11 protein-coding genes are annotated in these 15,015 nt (G+C 72.1%); 7 read left to right on the top strand and 4 right to left on the bottom strand.

Annotation, left to right across the window (positions count from 1 at the left end; all coding sequences use genetic code 11):
- The first annotated feature begins 10 nt into the window (after positions 1–10).
- Positions 11–901, top strand: coding sequence for a diacylglycerol kinase (locus O1Q96_RS13745; protein ID WP_269248444.1), 891 nt, complete (start codon positions 11–13; stop codon positions 899–901).
- A gap of 84 nt (positions 902–985) precedes the next feature.
- Positions 986–3,847, top strand: coding sequence for a DEAD/DEAH box helicase (locus tag O1Q96_RS13750; protein WP_269248445.1), 2,862 nt, complete (start codon positions 986–988; stop codon positions 3,845–3,847).
- 175 nt (positions 3,848–4,022) lie between these two features.
- Here the strand turns inward: O1Q96_RS13750 and atzF are convergent, their stop codons facing one another.
- The 4 genes from atzF to O1Q96_RS13770 all read right to left on the bottom strand — a co-directional run bounded on the left by atzF (position 4,023) and on the right by O1Q96_RS13770 (position 10,854).
- Positions 4,023–5,702 (bottom strand): allophanate hydrolase, encoded by a 1,680-nt coding sequence (gene atzF / locus O1Q96_RS13755; protein ID WP_269248446.1) that lies wholly within the window; start codon positions 5,700–5,702, stop codon positions 4,023–4,025.
- 111 nt (positions 5,703–5,813) lie between these two features.
- Complete coding sequence (gene uca / locus O1Q96_RS13760) at positions 5,814–9,422, bottom strand: urea carboxylase (protein WP_269248447.1); 3,609 nt, start codon at positions 9,420–9,422, stop codon at positions 5,814–5,816.
- Entirely contained in the window at positions 9,419–10,033 is a 615-nt protein-coding gene (locus O1Q96_RS13765; protein ID WP_269248448.1) for an urea amidolyase associated protein UAAP2, read from the bottom strand. The genes uca and O1Q96_RS13765 overlap by 4 nt, the downstream gene beginning before the upstream one ends.
- On the bottom strand, positions 10,030–10,854 hold the full coding sequence (locus O1Q96_RS13770; RefSeq protein WP_269248449.1) for an urea amidolyase associated protein UAAP1: 825 nt from the start codon (positions 10,852–10,854) through the stop codon (positions 10,030–10,032). The genes O1Q96_RS13765 and O1Q96_RS13770 overlap by 4 nt, the downstream gene beginning before the upstream one ends.
- A gap of 178 nt (positions 10,855–11,032) precedes the next feature.
- Here O1Q96_RS13770 and O1Q96_RS13775 point away from each other — a divergent pair, with 178 nt between their 5' ends.
- The 5 genes from O1Q96_RS13775 (at position 11,033) to O1Q96_RS13795 (ending at position 15,004) form a co-directional block, all read left to right on the top strand.
- Complete coding sequence (locus tag O1Q96_RS13775) at positions 11,033–11,656, top strand: TetR/AcrR family transcriptional regulator (RefSeq protein ID WP_269248450.1); 624 nt, start codon at positions 11,033–11,035, stop codon at positions 11,654–11,656.
- Positions 11,657–11,963: 307 nt separating this feature from the next.
- Complete coding sequence (locus O1Q96_RS13780) at positions 11,964–13,580, top strand: sensor histidine kinase (RefSeq protein WP_217454936.1); 1,617 nt, start codon at positions 11,964–11,966, stop codon at positions 13,578–13,580.
- Positions 13,577–13,984 (top strand): roadblock/LC7 domain-containing protein, encoded by a 408-nt coding sequence (locus tag O1Q96_RS13785; protein WP_107019841.1) that lies wholly within the window; start codon positions 13,577–13,579, stop codon positions 13,982–13,984. The genes O1Q96_RS13780 and O1Q96_RS13785 overlap by 4 nt, the downstream gene beginning before the upstream one ends.
- Positions 13,981–14,403, top strand: a complete 423-nt coding sequence (locus tag O1Q96_RS13790) for a DUF742 domain-containing protein (protein ID WP_269248451.1) — start codon at positions 13,981–13,983, stop codon at positions 14,401–14,403. The genes O1Q96_RS13785 and O1Q96_RS13790 overlap by 4 nt, the downstream gene beginning before the upstream one ends.
- Positions 14,384–15,004: a GTP-binding protein gene (locus O1Q96_RS13795; protein ID WP_269248452.1), complete on the top strand. Its 621-nt coding sequence runs from the start codon at positions 14,384–14,386 to the stop codon at positions 15,002–15,004. The genes O1Q96_RS13790 and O1Q96_RS13795 overlap by 20 nt, the downstream gene beginning before the upstream one ends.
- Positions 15,005–15,015 lie beyond the last annotated feature (11 nt).

Below are 15,015 nucleotides of genomic sequence, written 5' to 3' on the forward strand. Positions count from 1 at the left end.
GGTCCGGGCCGTGACCAGCGAGATCACCCTCTTCGTCAACCCCGCCGCGGGACGCGGCCGGGGCGCCCGCGCGGCGCAGCCGGCCGCCTCGGCGCTGCGGGCCGCGGGCTTCTCCGTACGCACGGTCCTCGGGGAGAACGCCGAGGACGCCCTCGCACGCGCGCGCGACGCCGTGGAATCCGGCACCGGCGCCCTCGTGGCCGTCGGCGGCGACGGCATGGCGAACCTCGCTCTCCAGGCCGTCGCGGGGACGAGTACGCCGCTGGGCCTCGTCGCCGTCGGCACCGGGAACGACTTCGCGCGCGCTCTGGGACTGCCCGTGCGCGATCCGGCCGCCGCCGGACGCGTGGTCGCCGAGGCGCTCAAGGGGGCCCGGCTGCGGGACATCGACCTCGGACGGGCGGTGGGCACCTGGTTCGGCACGGTCCTCGCCTCCGGCTTCGACTCGCGGGTCAACGACCGTGGCAACCGCATGCGATGGCCCACCGGACGCTTCAAGTACGACCTCGCGATGCTCGCCGAACTCGCCGCCCTCAGGCCGTTCCCGTACCGCATCGCCCTGGACGGCGGCGAGGTCCGGGAGGTCGAGGCGACGCTGGTGGCCGTCGGCAACGGGTCCGGTTACGGGGGAGGCATGCGGATCTGCCCGGGCGCGGACCTCACGGACGGGCTGTTCGACGTCACCGTGGTCGGCGCGTGCAGCCGCACGACACTGCTTCGCGTCTTCCCCCGGGTCTACAAGGGCACGCACGTCGGTCATCCCAGGGTCACCGTGCACCGGGCCGCGAGGGTCGAGCTGGCCGCGGAGGGGATCACGGGGTACGCCGACGGGGAGCCGCTCGGTCCGCTGCCGCTGACCGCGCAATGCGTACCCGGGGCGGTGCGCGTGGCGGGCCCCTGAGCCGCCCTCCGAGCCCCGCCCGCCGCGACCCGGCCGCACGCCCCGGAACAGCGCGGACCCGGATCCACAGGCTCCGATCGGATAATGATCGTCCTGTTGTCAGTGGTGGCCGGTAGTCTCGAAAGCACGATGACAGAGGACCTCTCACCGGCCGAGCGGTACGCGGCAGCACGGAAGCGCGCTGTCGAGCAGGCCACCGCGCTCGCCGGCTTCCGCGAGATGTACGACTTCGGCCTCGACCCCTTCCAGATCGAGGCCTGCCGAGCTCTTGAAGGGGGCAAGGGCGTTCTGGTGGCCGCGCCCACCGGTTCGGGCAAGACGATCGTCGGCGAGTTCGCCGTCCACCTCGCCCTCCAGCAGGGCAAGAAGTGCTTCTACACGACACCCATCAAGGCCTTGTCGAACCAGAAGTACGCGGACCTCTCCCGCCGTTACGGCGCGGACAAGGTCGGTCTCCTCACCGGCGACAACAGCGTCAACTCCGAAGCCCCGGTGGTCGTCATGACCACCGAGGTGCTGCGCAACATGCTGTACGCGGGTTCGCAGACCCTCCTCGGCCTCGGGTACGTGGTGATGGACGAGGTGCACTACCTCTCCGACCGCTTCCGGGGCGCCGTGTGGGAGGAAGTGATCATCCACCTCCCCGAGTCGGTCACGCTGGTGTCGCTGTCGGCGACGGTGTCGAACGCGGAGGAGTTCGGGGACTGGCTCGACACCGTCCGCGGTGACACCGAGGTGATCGTCTCCGAGCACCGGCCGGTACCGCTGTTCCAGCACGTGCTCGCCGGACGCCGCATGTACGACCTCTTCGAGGAGGGCGAAGGCCACCGGAAGGCCGTCAACCCCGACCTCTCGCGCCTGGCGCGCATGGAGGCGAGCCGCCCGTCGTACCAGGACCGCAGGCGGGGCCGCGCCATGCGCGACCCCGACCGGGAGCGCGAGCGACGGCAGCGGTCCCGGGTGTGGACGCCGGGCCGGCCCGAGGTCATCGAGCGGCTCGACGCCGAAGGGCTGCTGCCCGCCATCACGTTCATCTTCAGCCGCGCCGCCTGCGAGGCGGCCGTCCAGCAGTGCCTGTACGCGGGACTGCGGCTGAACGACGAAGAGGCACGGGAAAGGGTCCGTGCCCTCGTCGAGGAGCGCACGGCCTCCATCCCGAACGAGGACCTCCATGTCCTCGGCTACTACGAGTGGCTGGAAGGCCTGGAGCGCGGCATCGCGGCCCACCACGCGGGCATGCTGCCGACGTTCAAGGAAGTCGTCGAGGAACTCTTCGTACGCGGCCTGGTGAAGGCCGTGTTCGCCACCGAGACCCTCGCGCTCGGTATCAACATGCCCGCCCGCTCGGTGGTGCTGGAGAAGCTCGTCAAGTGGAACGGCGAGCAGCACGCCGACATCACTCCCGGTGAGTACACCCAGCTCACGGGCCGGGCCGGCCGCCGCGGCATCGATGTCGAGGGCCACGCCGTGGTGTTGTGGCAGCGCGGAATCGACCCCGACCACCTCGCGGGACTCGCCGGCACGCGCACGTACCCGCTGCGCTCCAGCTTCAAGCCGTCGTACAACATGGCGGTCAACCTCGTCGAGCAGTTCGGCCGGCACCGCTCGCGCGAGCTGCTCGAAACGTCCTTCGCGCAGTTCCAGGCCGACAAGTCCGTCGTCGGCATCTCCCGCCAGGTGCAGCGCAACGAGGAGGGGCTCGAAGGCTACAAGGAGTCCATGACCTGCCACCTGGGGGACTTCGAGGAGTACGCGCGGCTGCGTCGCGAGCTCAAGGACCGCGAGACCGAGCTTGCCAAGCAGGGCGCCTCCCAGCGGCGGGCCGAGGCCGCCGTCGCGCTGGAGAAGCTCAAGCCGGGCGACATCATCCACGTGCCGACCGGCAAGTTCGCGGGCCTCGCCCTGGTCCTCGATCCGGGGCTGCCCGCCGGGCGGTCCAACGGCCATCGGGGCTTCGAGCACCACGACGGCCCCCGGCCGCTCGTGCTCACCGCCGAGCGGCAGGTCAAGCGGCTCGCGTCCATCGACTTCCCGGTGCCCGTCGAGGCCCTGGAGCGGATGCGCATCCCGAAGTCCTTCAACGCGCGCTCACCGCAGTCGCGCCGCGACCTGGCCTCCGCGCTGCGCACCAAGGCCGGGCACATCGTGCCCGACCGGCACCGCAGGAAGCGGGCGGAGGCAGCCGACGACCGCGAGATCGCCCGGCTGCGGACCGCCATCAGGGGGCACCCCTGCCACGGGTGCAGCGACCGTGAGGACCACGCCCGCTGGGCCGAGCGCTACCACCGGCTGCGGCGCGACACCGCACAGCTGGAGAACCGCATCGAGGGCCGGACGAACACCATCGCCCGGACCTTCGACCGCATCGTCGCGCTGCTGACCGAGCTGGACTACCTGCGCGGCGACGACGTCACCGAGCACGGCAAGCGGCTGGCCCGGTTGTACGGCGAGATGGACCTGCTCTCCAGCGAGTGCCTGCGCGAAGGCGTGTGGGAGGGCCTCGGACCGGCCGAACTGGCCGCGTGCGTCTCGGCGTTGGTGTACGAGTCCAGGGCCGGCGACGACGCGATGGCACCCAAGCTGCCGTCCGGCAGGGCGAAGGCCGCGCTGGGCGAGATGGTCCGCATCTGGGGCCGGCTCGACGCCATGGAGGAGGACTTCCGCATCACGCAGACCGAGGGGGTCGGCCAGCGCGAGCCCGACCTGGGCTTCGCCTGGGCGGCGCACGAGTGGGCGTCGGGCAAGGGCCTCGACGAGGTGCTGCGCGAGGCCGAGATGCCCGCGGGCGACTTCGTGCGCTGGTGCAAGCAGGTCATCGACGTGCTGGGGCAGATCTCGGCGGCTGCGCCGATCTCCGGGGCGGCGAGCTCGACGGTGGCGAAGAACGCCCGCAAGGCCGTCGACCAGTTGCTGCGCGGAGTGGTGGCCTACTCGTCGGTGGGGTGACGTGTCGTGGCGGACCGGGTGAGTCGGTGCGCCGGGTCCGGTCGCACGGCACGGGACGGCGGGGCGTGCCCGGGCGACCGGGCCGGACACGCGCCGCCTCAGGCCTGTCCGCGCCCGCCGCGCGCCCTCCCCGCCCCGAGCCTTTTCCGCCCCGCGCTCTGCCCGCCCGGGGCAGTCATCCGGCGAGCGACTCCAGGTAGGCGCGCCAGCCCCCGTACGCGGTGATGTCGCGTGCGCCGTCGAGCGCGCCCGGCTCGCACAGGAATCCGGGCACGTCACCGCCGTCGGCCAGTGCGACCCGGCCCAGCGCCATCGGGCGGGGCAGCGCGGTGAGCAGCCGGCCGAGCCCTTCGGCGGGCAGTCGCCACACCTCGGCCTCGATCGCGGCGCCCCCCTCACCCACGTGGACGAGTCCCGGCTTGGACGGTTCGGTGGACAGGGCGTACAGCCGGTAGACGGCGGCTGTCCGGGTCGTACGCTCCAACTGGGCGCCGAGCGACAGCAGTTGACCGTTGAGTGGCTGGCCCGACAGGTGTGCGCCGACCACGGCGATCCGGGCCGTGGGCACTTCGAGGGCGTGGGCGATGCGGGCGAGGCGTTCGTCGGTGAAGGCCGGGCCGACCAGCATCACGCCGAAGGGGAGCCCTGCCACCCGGCCTGCCGGTACGGCGACGGCGGCCAGGTCGAAGAGGTTGGTCGAGTTGGTGAAACGGCCCAGCCGGGCGTTGGCCCCGAGAGGGTCGGCGGCGACCTCGGCGAGCGTGGGATGGCCGGGGGCCGTCGGCAGGAGCAGGGCGTCCGCGTCGCCGAGTTCGGTCAGGGCGCGGGCGCGCAGGGCCGCCAGGCGGTCCTGGTCGGCGAAGAGCCGGTGCGCCGGGATGTCGCGGGCCCGGGTGATGATGCCGGCGACCGTCGGGTCGAGGCCGGCGCCGCCCTCGGCGAGCAGCTTGTCGACAAAGGCCCCTACGGCGGTGTAGCGCTCCGCCACGAAGGCGCCCTCGTAGAGCATCGCAGCGGCCTCGGTGAAGGGAGTGAGGTCGATGGTGCGCACCTCGGCTCCCGCCGATCGCAGTCGGGCCGCGGCGGCCTCGTACGCCTGCGACCACCCCGCGTCGAGTTCGCCGAGCTGTTCCAGGGGCGGGACCGCGATACGCCAGGGGCCAGGGACGCGCCCGGGGAGTGACGGAAGGCCGCGGGCGGGGGGCGAGGCCATGTGCGCCAGGGCCTGCTCCGCCTCCGGGAGGGTGCGGGCGAAGACCGTCACGCAGTCGACGGAGGCGCAGGCCGGGACCACGCCGTCCGTGGGGACGAGACCCCGGGTGGGCTTGAGGCCGACGATCCCGTTGAAGGCCGCGGGGACGCGGCCGCTGCCCGCGGTGTCCGTACCGAGGGCGAGGTCCACGATGCCGAGGGCCACCGCGACGGCGCTCCCCGAGCTGGAACCGCCGCTGACCCTGTCGGGGTCGACGGCGTTGCGGACCGGGCCGTGCGGGGAGCGGGTGCCCACGAGGCCCGTCGCGAACTGGTCCAGGTTGGTGGTGCCCAGGACGATCGCGCCCGCCGCGCGCAGGCGGGCCACCGCGGGGGCGTCCGCCTCCGGCCGGTAGGCGTAGGCCGGGCAGGCGGCGGTGGTGGGGAGGCCCGCCACGTCGATGTTGCCCTTCGCCGCGAGGAGCTTTCCCGCGAGGGGAAGGTGTTCTCCCGCGGCGAGGCGGGCTTCGACGGCCCGCGCCTCGGCCTCCACCTCCTGCCGGGGGCGCAGGTCGATCCAGATCTCGGGGCGGGCGGTGGCCTCGATACGGGCGTAGGCCGCACGGACGCGGGCCACTGCCTGGGGTTGGGTCTGGGGCGGCATCGGTGCTCCTCGCTCGGGGTTTCGTCGATGGTGTGGTCCGGCGGCCGTCCGTGCTCATTCGTTCCGCCCGGCGGAAGACCTGCCCGCGGACGAAGACGGCGGGCCGTTCGTTCAGCGTGCGGCGGGGCCCACGACCACCAGCGCCGTCCCCGCCTCGACCTGGTCGCCGGGTCGGGCGAGGAGTTCGAGGACCACACCGTCCATGGGGGAGGCGACTCGGGACTCCATCTTCATGGCCTCCAGAGCCAGCAGAGGCTGACCGGTGGTGACCGTGTCGCCCGGCTCGACGTTCAGTTGCCAGACGGACGCGGCGAACTCCGCCTCCACCAGGCGGGCGCCCGGTGGAACCGTCACCTCCACGGGGGCCGTGGCCGGGGCCGACGTCATCTCCGCGCGGGTGAACTCGCCCGCCGCCTCCCAGGCGTCACGCTCCGCGGAGAAGGCCGCGCCCTGCCGGCTGCGGAACTCCGCGATCTCGCCCGCGTTCTCGGTGAGGAAGGACTCGTACGCGGCGAGGGAGAAGGTGCCCTCCTCGATCCGCGGGACGAAACGGCCCGAGATGATGTCCGCGCGAAGGTCCAGCAGTTCGTCGGCCTCGACCGGATACCACCTGATCCGGTCGAAGAAGCGCAGCAGCCAGGGAGAGCCCTGCTCGAACGCCCCCCGCTGCTGCCATCCCGACCACACCTGCGTCGTACGGCCGACGAACTGGTAGCCGCCGGGGCCCTCCATGCCGTAGACGCAGAGGTAGGCCCCGCCGATGCCCACCGAGTTCTCGGCCGTCCAGGTGCGGGCCGGGTTGTACTTCGTCGTGACGAGACGGTGGCGGGGATCGAGGGGCGTCGCCACGGGCGCCCCCAGGTACACGTCGCCCAGGCCCAGGACCAGATACTCGGCGTCGAAGACCGTCCGGTACACGTCCTCGACCGAGTCCAGGCCGTTGACGCGGCGGATGAACTCGATGTTCCACGGGCACCACGGCGCGTCGTCGCGCACCCCGGCCATGTAGCGGGCGATCGCCTCGCGTGTCGCCGGATCGTCCCAGGAGAGCGGGAGATGGACGGTACGGGAGGGGACGACGAGCTGGTCGGCGGGCGGCAGACAGGACACGATCTCCCGTACCGAGGACAGGAGTTCGGGCTGTGGCAGCCGGTCCGGGTCCGTCTGGATCTGCAGCGAGCGGATGCCGGGGGTGATGTCCGTGATGCCGGGCAGCCCGGCGGCCGACACCGCCTCCATCAGCGCGTGCACCCGCATCCGCAGCGCCAGGTCGAGCTGCATGGGCCCGAACTCGACGAGCAGGTTGTCGTCACCGCTTCGCCGGTACGTCACGTCGGCGTCCCGGGCCAGTACGCCCCCGTCGGCGATCTCCGCACGGTCCGCCACCGGCGCGGCGGCCGGTGTGCGCCGCAGCCGCCCGGCCTCGGGCACCGTCACCGGCACGAACCGCACCGTGTCCCCGGGCCGCAGCTGCCCGAGCTTCCACCGCTGCCCCTTCGCGACGGTCGCCGGGCAGACGAAACCGCCGAGGGAGGGGCCGTCCGGGCCGAGCAGCACCGGCATGTCACCGGTGTAGTCGACCGCGCCGACCGAGTAGGGGGTGTCGTGGATGTTGGAGGGGTGCAGGCCCGCCTCGCCGCCGTCGGTGCGCGCCCAGCGGGGCCCCGGGCCGACCAGCCGTACGCCCGTGCGGGCCGAGTTGAAGTGGACCTTCCACTCGGCCGCGTAGAAGTCGCGGATGTCCTCCTCGGTGAAGAACTCCGGTGCGGCGTGCGGTCCTTCGAGCGCGCCGAGGCGCCACTGCGCACCGAACGCCGGCCGCTCGGCCACCGGCACGGGGAGCGGATCCGCAACCGGCACACCGGACGACGGCACAGCGGCGGTCATGGCACTCCCGTGCAGCACGTCGCCCGTCCGCAGTTTCCGCCCGCCGTGGCCGCCGAACCGCCCCAGCGTGAACGTCGAGGCGCTCCCCAGGAAGGGCGGCACGTCCAGTCCGCCGCCGGAGAAGAGCACGTACGTGCGCAGGCCGTGCTCCGAGGGCGCGCCCACTTCCAGCACACCGCCCGCGGGCACGGTCACCGGCTCCCACTGTCCGACGGCCGCGCCGTCGACCGTCACCGGAGCGGGAGCGCCCGTGACGCACACCGTCGTCGGGTGGGTGAACCTCAACGCCGGTCCCCGCAAGGTGCATTCGAGCCCGGGTGCCCCCTCGTCGTTGCCGAGCGCACGGTTCCCGAGCCGGAACGAGAGGTCGTCCATCGGTCCGCTCGGCGGCACGCCCACCTGCCAGTGGCCGGTCCGCCCCGGCCAGTCCTGGACCGTCGTCAGCGTCCCGCCCGACACGACCTCGATCCTCGGCGTCGGATCGCTCACCGCGGCGAGGGTGTCCGTGGAGTGCGCGGCCGTCCGGAAGTCCGGGTCGGACAGCGCCGCCCGCACCAGACCGAGGTTCGTCTCGATGCCGTCGACCCTCGTGCCCGCCAGCGCCTCGTCCAGCCGTGCGAGGGCCTGTGCCCGGTCGGCGCCGTGCGCGACGACCTTCGCGAGCATCGGGTCGTACGAGGTGGAGACCTCGGTGCCGGTCTCGACCCAGCCGTCCACGCGGACGCCCGAAGGGAACTCGACCCGCGTCAACAGGCCCGCGCTGGGCCGGTGTTCACGGGAGGGGTCCTCGGCGTACACCCGCGCCTCCACGGCATGACCGTGGGGCGCACCCGGATCGCGTACGACGCCCCGGTCACCGCGAGCCTGCCGCAGCATCCACGCGACGAGGTCGACCCCGTAGATCTCCTCGGTGACCGGATGCTCCACCTGGAGTCGGGTGTTGACCTCCAGGAAGTACGCCTCCTCGCGGGCCGCGTCGTACACGAACTCGACGGTGCCGGCCGAGCGGTAGCCGACGCTCGCGCACAAGTCCCGTGCGGAAGCGGCGAGTTGTTTGCGCACCCGGTCGGGCAGGCCGGGCGCCGGGGCCTCCTCGAGAACCTTCTGGTTGCGGCGCTGGAGCGAGCAGTCACGGTCGCCGAAGGTGACGACCCGGCCTTCGCCGTCGCCGAAGACCTGCACCTCCACATGGCGGGCGTGTTCGACGAGGCGCTCCAGGAAGACTCCGGCCGAGGAGAAGGAGGCCGCGGCGACGCGCTGCACCCGCTCCCAGGCGTCACGGAGGTCATCCGCCGAGTGACACGCGGACATGCCGATGCCGCCCCCGCCGCCGGTCGCCTTGAGCATCACGGGGTAGCCGACGGCGGCGGCCCGCCACAGGGCCTCGTCGACATCCGCGAGCAGGCCCGTCCCCGGGGCCAGCGCCACCCCGGCCGACTCCGCCGCCGCCCGGGCGGTGTGCTTGGCCCCGAACAGGTCCAGCTGCTCCGGCGTCGGCCCCACGAAGACGATCCCCGCCTCCTCGCAGCGCCGCGCGAACGCCGCGTCCTCGGAGAGGAAGCCGTAACCGGGGTGGATGGCGCCCGCGCCCGTGTCCCTGGCCGCCCCGAGGACGCGGTCCGCGTCGAGATACGACTCCTTGGCAGGCGCGGGACCCAGCCGTACGGCCTCGTCGGCGAGACGTACATGCGGTGCCGAACGGTCCGGGTCGGAGTACACGGCGACCGTGCGCAGGCCCAGTTCCCGTGCCGTACGGATGATCCGGACCGCTATCTCGCCCCGGTTGGCGACGAGGAGCGTGTCGAAGGCGCCTGCCGCTTCCTCGCCGCTCATTCGGGAGCCCCGATCGTCATCTCGACCGCGGTCGGCTCGAAGCCGTTGCAGGGGTTGTTGATCTGGGGGCAGTTGGAGACCAGTACGAGCACGTCGCGCTCGGCGCGCAGGGTGAGGGAGAGGCCCGGTGCCGAGATGCCGTCGACGATGCCCAGGGTGCCGTCCTTCTCGACCGGCACGTTCATGTACCAGTTGATGTTGGAGACCAGGTCGCGCTTGCCGAGGCCGTAACGGGCGCCCTCCGCGAGGAAGTTGTCCACGCAGGCGTGCTGGGACCAGGTGTGGTGGCCGTACCGCAGCGAGTTCGACTCCTTGGAGCAGGCGCCGCCGACCGTGTCGTGCCGGCCGACGTCGTCCGCGACGACCGTCATCAGGGGCGTGTGTTCGTTCGACATGAGCACACTGCCCGTGGTCAGGAAGATGTTCCCCTGCGCCTGGATCGTGTCGGGCGCGCTGTAGCGCACGGCCGTGTCCCCGGCGTCGTACACGAGGAAGTCGACGGCCTGGTTGCCGTGCAGGTCGGTGACGGTGAGCGTGGCACCGGAGGGGACGACGGCCGACCAGGCGGCCCGGGCCGCGACGGTGGCCCTCAGGACGGTCTGCTCGCTCATGCGATCCCCCTCGCGGCAAGGAACTCGGCGGTGTTGAGGAAGGCGCGGTGGCCCTCGGGCGTGGCCTCCCACAGCGGATCGCCGGACCGGGTGGCCTCGCCGCGCCAGGCCAGCACCTCCAGCGGCGTGCTCGTGTAGGCGTCGCGCGGGTCTGCCGGATGCGGCACGTTGGCCAGCAGCACGGTGACGTCCTGTTCGGCGCGCAGCGTCACGCTCGCCCCCGGACCCGCCGAACCGGTGAAGTCCACGGAACCGTCGTCGCGCACCTCGACCCCCTGGAAGAAGGAGAGCGACGGCGGAAGATCGCGCGGCGCCAGCCCGTTCTTGGCGGCCGCCAGCTTGAACAACTCACGGCCCGCGGGCGAGCCCGACTGCGGCGTCCCGTCCCCGTACCGCCGCGTGTTCCGTACGAGACCCGAGGTGCCGCACAGCGCGTCGTGCCGCCCGGAGGTGTCGGCGATCACCGAGGCGAGGACGCGGCCCTGGTCGGAGAGGAGCAGCCGGCCCTCGCCGAGGTAGGCGTTCCACTGGACCTTGACGGTGTCGGCCACGTTCAGGCGCTCCCAGGGCCGGTCGGCGACGAAGAGGAGCAGGTGGGCGCAGGCGTCGCCGCGCAGGTCCGTCAGCCGCAGCTCCGTGCCGCGGGCCAGCACCCGGTGGGTGTAGTTGCCGCCCGCCACCGTCTCCGCCCACACCAGGTGGCCCGCCTCGCAGGGCGGCGCGGGCCAGCTGCCCGCCGGCACGTGGGGCATGGCCTCGGCGCGGGCACCCTGCTGGGCGCGGGCGTGCGCGCGGGCTCCGTGAGTGGTCGCTGTCGCCATCGAGGGACCTCCGGCTCGGCAGTCGTGTCATGTCTTCGGTGAGGTGCTGGCCGTGCATTTCTGTCGCTCGACAGAAATTAGGAGCCGGGAGGGTCACCGCCGTTGCCCGCGCGTTGCGGGCCGGTTACCGATCCCTCACCCGGACGGCCTGGTGAGGCGGTGTGCGAGGATCGAAAGCATGGGTTCCAGTGGGCGCAGGGTGGGCAGGCCGCGCGCCGAGCAGCGCGCCGACAGCGGTCTCCCGCCGCGTGACGAACTGCTGGCCGCCGCCGCCGAGCTCTTCACCACGCGGGGGTACGCAGCGACGACCACCCGTGCCGTCGCCGAGCGGGCGGGGATGCGGCAGGCGTCCATGTACCACTACGTGTCCGGCAAGGAGGAGCTCCTCGCCGCGCTGCTGGAGTCCACCGTCACGCCCTCGCTGGCCTTCGCGCGGCAGCTCCTCGCCGAGGACACCGCCTCCGCCGAGGACAGGCTGTGGGAGCTGTGCCGCACGGACGTCGAGCTGCTCTGCGAGGGCTCGTACAACCTCGGCGGCCTCTACCTCCTGCCCGAGGTCCGCTCGGAGCGCTTCGCCGGCTTCCATGCCGTACGGGCCGAACTCAAGGACGCCTACCGGCAGTTGCTCGCCGCGACGGAGGCGGGCGGCGCGCTCGCCAAGAGTGACCTCGATCTGCGCACGGATCTGCTCTTCGGGCTCATCGAAGGAGTGATCCTCGTCCACCGCTCCGATCCGGAGCGGCCCGTCTCGGTCTTCGCCGGGGCCACCGCCGACGCGGCCCTCCGTATCGCCGGAATCTGAGGCGCGCGCCGGGCCGGAAGCGGCACGGAAGCCCCTTCTCACCCCTTCCGGTGAGGGGGTTTCGTACGCCTGTGCATCGTGACGCACCGTGTGCGAATGGAGGCGCAGCGTGTAAATGAGGCAGAGCGTACTCCAGTCGCGAGGGCGTTTTCAGGTGGTTGCTGAATATGACACAGCGATGATCCGGTCGGACTAAGCTCGCCCGCAGCGCACCGAGTTGAGGTGTATTCGTGCGCTTGTTCCCCAAAGTTCTGAAGATCCAGTTACCTCCCCCCGACCTCCAGTCGATTTGTCTCAGAGGGCATACATGGTGAGTGTTCAATCGCCTCCCGGTGGCCGTGAAGTTCCCTACGCGCGCGTGCTGTTGTTGCCGGCCATAGTGATGGCCGCGGCGACCGGTGCCGCCGTCGCCCTGGTGGCGCAGCCGGCCCGGACGGCCGTCGGCCTGTGCGGCGCCATCGCCACACTGCTCGTGATCGCGACGGCCGCGGAGGCGGTCCGCCGCGGCCGGGTCATCCGGGCGGCGCGCGCCGAGCTCACCCGCCGCACCGAAGTCATGGAGCGGCGCGTCAGCCTGCACGACGCCGAGATCGACCACCTCCGCGAGGACCTGCTCCCCGCCGTCCTCAAGCGGATGCGCGGCGGCAGGGCGCCCGAGGAGGCCGTCCGGCAGATCGTCGACAGCGACCCCGCCCAGCGCAACATCCCCCGCTCCCAGCGGGAGTTGCTGGTCGAACTGCTGCGGATCGTGGACCACGAGGAACTGCAGCGCGAGGCCGCTCAGCGCTCCTTCGTCAACATCGCCCGCCGGGTCCAGGCGATCGTCCACCAGCAGAACGTGGAACTCCGCGAGATGGAGGAGGACCACGGGCGCAATCCCGAGGTCTTCGACGACCTGCTCCGCATCGACCACGGCACCGCGCTGATCGGCCGCCTCGCCGACTCCATCGCCGTGCTCGGCGGCGGCCGCCCGGGCCGCCAGTGGCCCGCGCCTGTCCCGCTGTACAGCGTGCTGCGCGGTGCCATGTCCCGGATCCTGGAGTACCGGCGCATCGAGCTGCACTCCATCGCGAAGGTCAACGTCAACGGCATCCACGTCGAGCCCGTCATCCACGCGGCCGCCGAACTCCTCGACAACGCCACCCGCTACTCGCCGCCGCACACCAAGGTGCACGTCACCGCGGTCGAGGTGCAGACCGGCGTCGCCATCGAGATCGAGGACGCAGGCGTCAGCCTCAGCGAGGAGGCCCGCACCAGGGCCGAGCGCATGCTCGCGCAGGCGGCCGCCGGGCCCGACCTCAACCAGCTCGGCGAGGACCCGCGCCTCGGCCTCGCCGTCGTGGGCCGCCTCATGGACATGTACGACATGCAGGTCTCCCTGCGGCAGTCCGCCTACGGCGGCGTGCGTGCCGTCCTCGTCGTACCGCGCAAGCTGCTCACCACCGAGGAGCACGCTCCCGGTCTCGCCCACGGCATCGGCGCCGCCGCCGTGCCCAAGGTCGACTTCGACGGGGTCGAGGGCCCCAAGCGCGCGGAGAAGAAGCGCCGCCCCACCACCGGACCCCGGATCAACGTGCCGGAGGGCATGGAGGACGACGACGTCCCCGAGGTCACCGAGTGGACGGCCAACGGCCTGCCGCAGCGCCGCAGCAGGGTCAAGGTCCCGTACAGCCAGCGGGTCCTGGAGGCCCGCGCCGCCGCCGCGGAGGCGGAGGCCGCGCGCAAGGAGGGCCGCCCCGTCATCGACTGGACCCGGTCGTCGACGCAGGTGCCCAAGAAGAAGAAGGAAGAGAAGGAACCCGGGCTGTGGGTCGAAGCGTTCATGGCCGGCCTCAAGGGCGGAGACGACGACCAGAAGCAGACGCCCGGAGAGACGAACAGTCCGGCCCGCACGGAGGCCGATGACGAGGGGGACCTCAAGTGATCCAGCAGCGCGCCAACTTCGACTGGATGCTCAAGGAGCTGTCCGACGGGGTCTACGGGACCCGGCAGGTCGTCGTGCTCTCCGCCGACGGCCTGCGCATCGCCCGTTACGGCGGCGACCCCGACGCCGCCGACCGCATCGCCGCGGCCTGCGCCGGACTGCAGAGCCTCGCCGGAGCCGTCGCCACGGAGATCCCCGACACCGACGGCAAGATGCGGATGGTCATCATCGAGATGGAGGGCGGCTACTTCTACATGATGGCCGCCGGCCCCAACGCCTATCTCGCCGTGCTCGCCGAGGCGCATGTGGACGCCGGGCTCATGAGCGCCCGTATGCGCGACCTCGTCGTCCGGATCGGTGCTCACCTCACGAGTCCGCCCCGGCGGAACGGGCAGACCGTATGACTCCTCCTCAACGACGACGGCGCTTCCCCAAGGAGGCGCCGCCGAAGAAACCCGCACCCCCGCCGGAAGGGCAGGGCGGGCAGGGCCGGACCCGCGAGCCGGAGCGGCTGTACGTCGTCACCGGCCAGGTCGACGGCGGCGACCGCGCCGAACTCGACCTGGTGACCTTAATCGTGGCGTGCGCCGACGCACCGCCCTCCGCCCAGCCGGAGCAGTCGGCGCTGCTCCGGCTCTGCCAGGCCCCCATGTCCGTGGCCGAAGTCTCGGCCTATCTCAATCTGCCGTTCAGCGTGGTGACCGTACTGCTGACCGAGCTGCTGACGGCTGAACTGGTACAGGCGCGCGCCCCGATCGTCCGCTCGGAGCTGCCCGACCGTTCCCTCCTCGAAGCGGTGATGCATGGACTTCAAAAGCTCTGACACCATCCCGGGACCTCGCAGCGAGGACCACCTCCCGCACACGGCGACGGCCGCGGTGAAGATCGTGATCGTGGGCGGTTTCGGGGTCGGCAAGACGACGATGGTGGGATCCGTCAGCGAGATCAGGCCGCTGACCACCGAAGAGACCATGACACAGGCAGGCATCGGGGTCGACGACAACTACGGCTCCGAGACGAAGACGGCCACCACCGTCGCCATGGACTTCGGCCGCATCAGCATCACCGAACAACTGGTGCTGTACCTGTTCGGCACCCCCGGCCAGGAACGCTTCTGGTTCCTGTGGAACGGCCTCTTCGAGGGCGCCCTCGGCGCGGTCGTCCTGGTGGACACCCGCCGCCTGGAGGTCAGCTTCGACGTGATCGGACGCCTGGAGGAGCGCGGCGTGCCGTTCGTCGTCGCCGTCAACGACTTCCCGGACGGGCCCCGTTACCCCATGGAGGACCTGCGCGCGGCGCTCGACCTCTCCGAGGAGATCCCCATGGTGAAGTGCGACGCGCGCCGCCGGGCCTCCAGCCGGGACGTCCTGATGACGCTGATGCGCTTCCTGCACTCGATCGCCATGGCGTCGGCGTCCGCGTAGGCGCTCCGCCG

The sequence above is a fragment of the Streptomyces aurantiacus genome, assembly GCF_027107535.1.
Taxonomy (GTDB): Bacteria; Actinomycetota; Actinomycetes; order Streptomycetales; family Streptomycetaceae; genus Streptomyces.

What these genes read in the sequence shown, in the direction of transcription:
- O1Q96_RS13780 (WP_217454936.1), top strand. Translation starts at nt 11,964, where the DNA reads ATGGTGAGTGTTCAATCGCCTCCCGGTGGCCGTGAAGTTCCCTACGCG.
- O1Q96_RS13750 (WP_269248445.1), top strand. Translation starts at nt 986, where the DNA reads ATGATCGTCCTGTTGTCAGTGGTGGCCGGTAGTCTCGAAAGCACGATG.
- O1Q96_RS13770 (WP_269248449.1), bottom strand. Translation starts at nt 10,854, where the DNA reads ATGGCGACAGCGACCACTCACGGAGCCCGCGCGCACGCCCGCGCCCAG.
- O1Q96_RS13795 (WP_269248452.1), top strand. Translation starts at nt 14,384, where the DNA reads ATGGACTTCAAAAGCTCTGACACCATCCCGGGACCTCGCAGCGAGGAC.
- O1Q96_RS13775 (WP_269248450.1), top strand. Translation starts at nt 11,033, where the DNA reads ATGGGTTCCAGTGGGCGCAGGGTGGGCAGGCCGCGCGCCGAGCAGCGC.
- uca (WP_269248447.1), bottom strand. Translation starts at nt 9,422, where the DNA reads ATGAGCGGCGAGGAAGCGGCAGGCGCCTTCGACACGCTCCTCGTCGCC.
- O1Q96_RS13765 (WP_269248448.1), bottom strand. Translation starts at nt 10,033, where the DNA reads ATGAGCGAGCAGACCGTCCTGAGGGCCACCGTCGCGGCCCGGGCCGCC.
- atzF (WP_269248446.1), bottom strand. Translation starts at nt 5,702, where the DNA reads ATGCCGCCCCAGACCCAACCCCAGGCAGTGGCCCGCGTCCGTGCGGCC.
- O1Q96_RS13790 (WP_269248451.1), top strand. Translation starts at nt 13,981, where the DNA reads ATGACTCCTCCTCAACGACGACGGCGCTTCCCCAAGGAGGCGCCGCCG.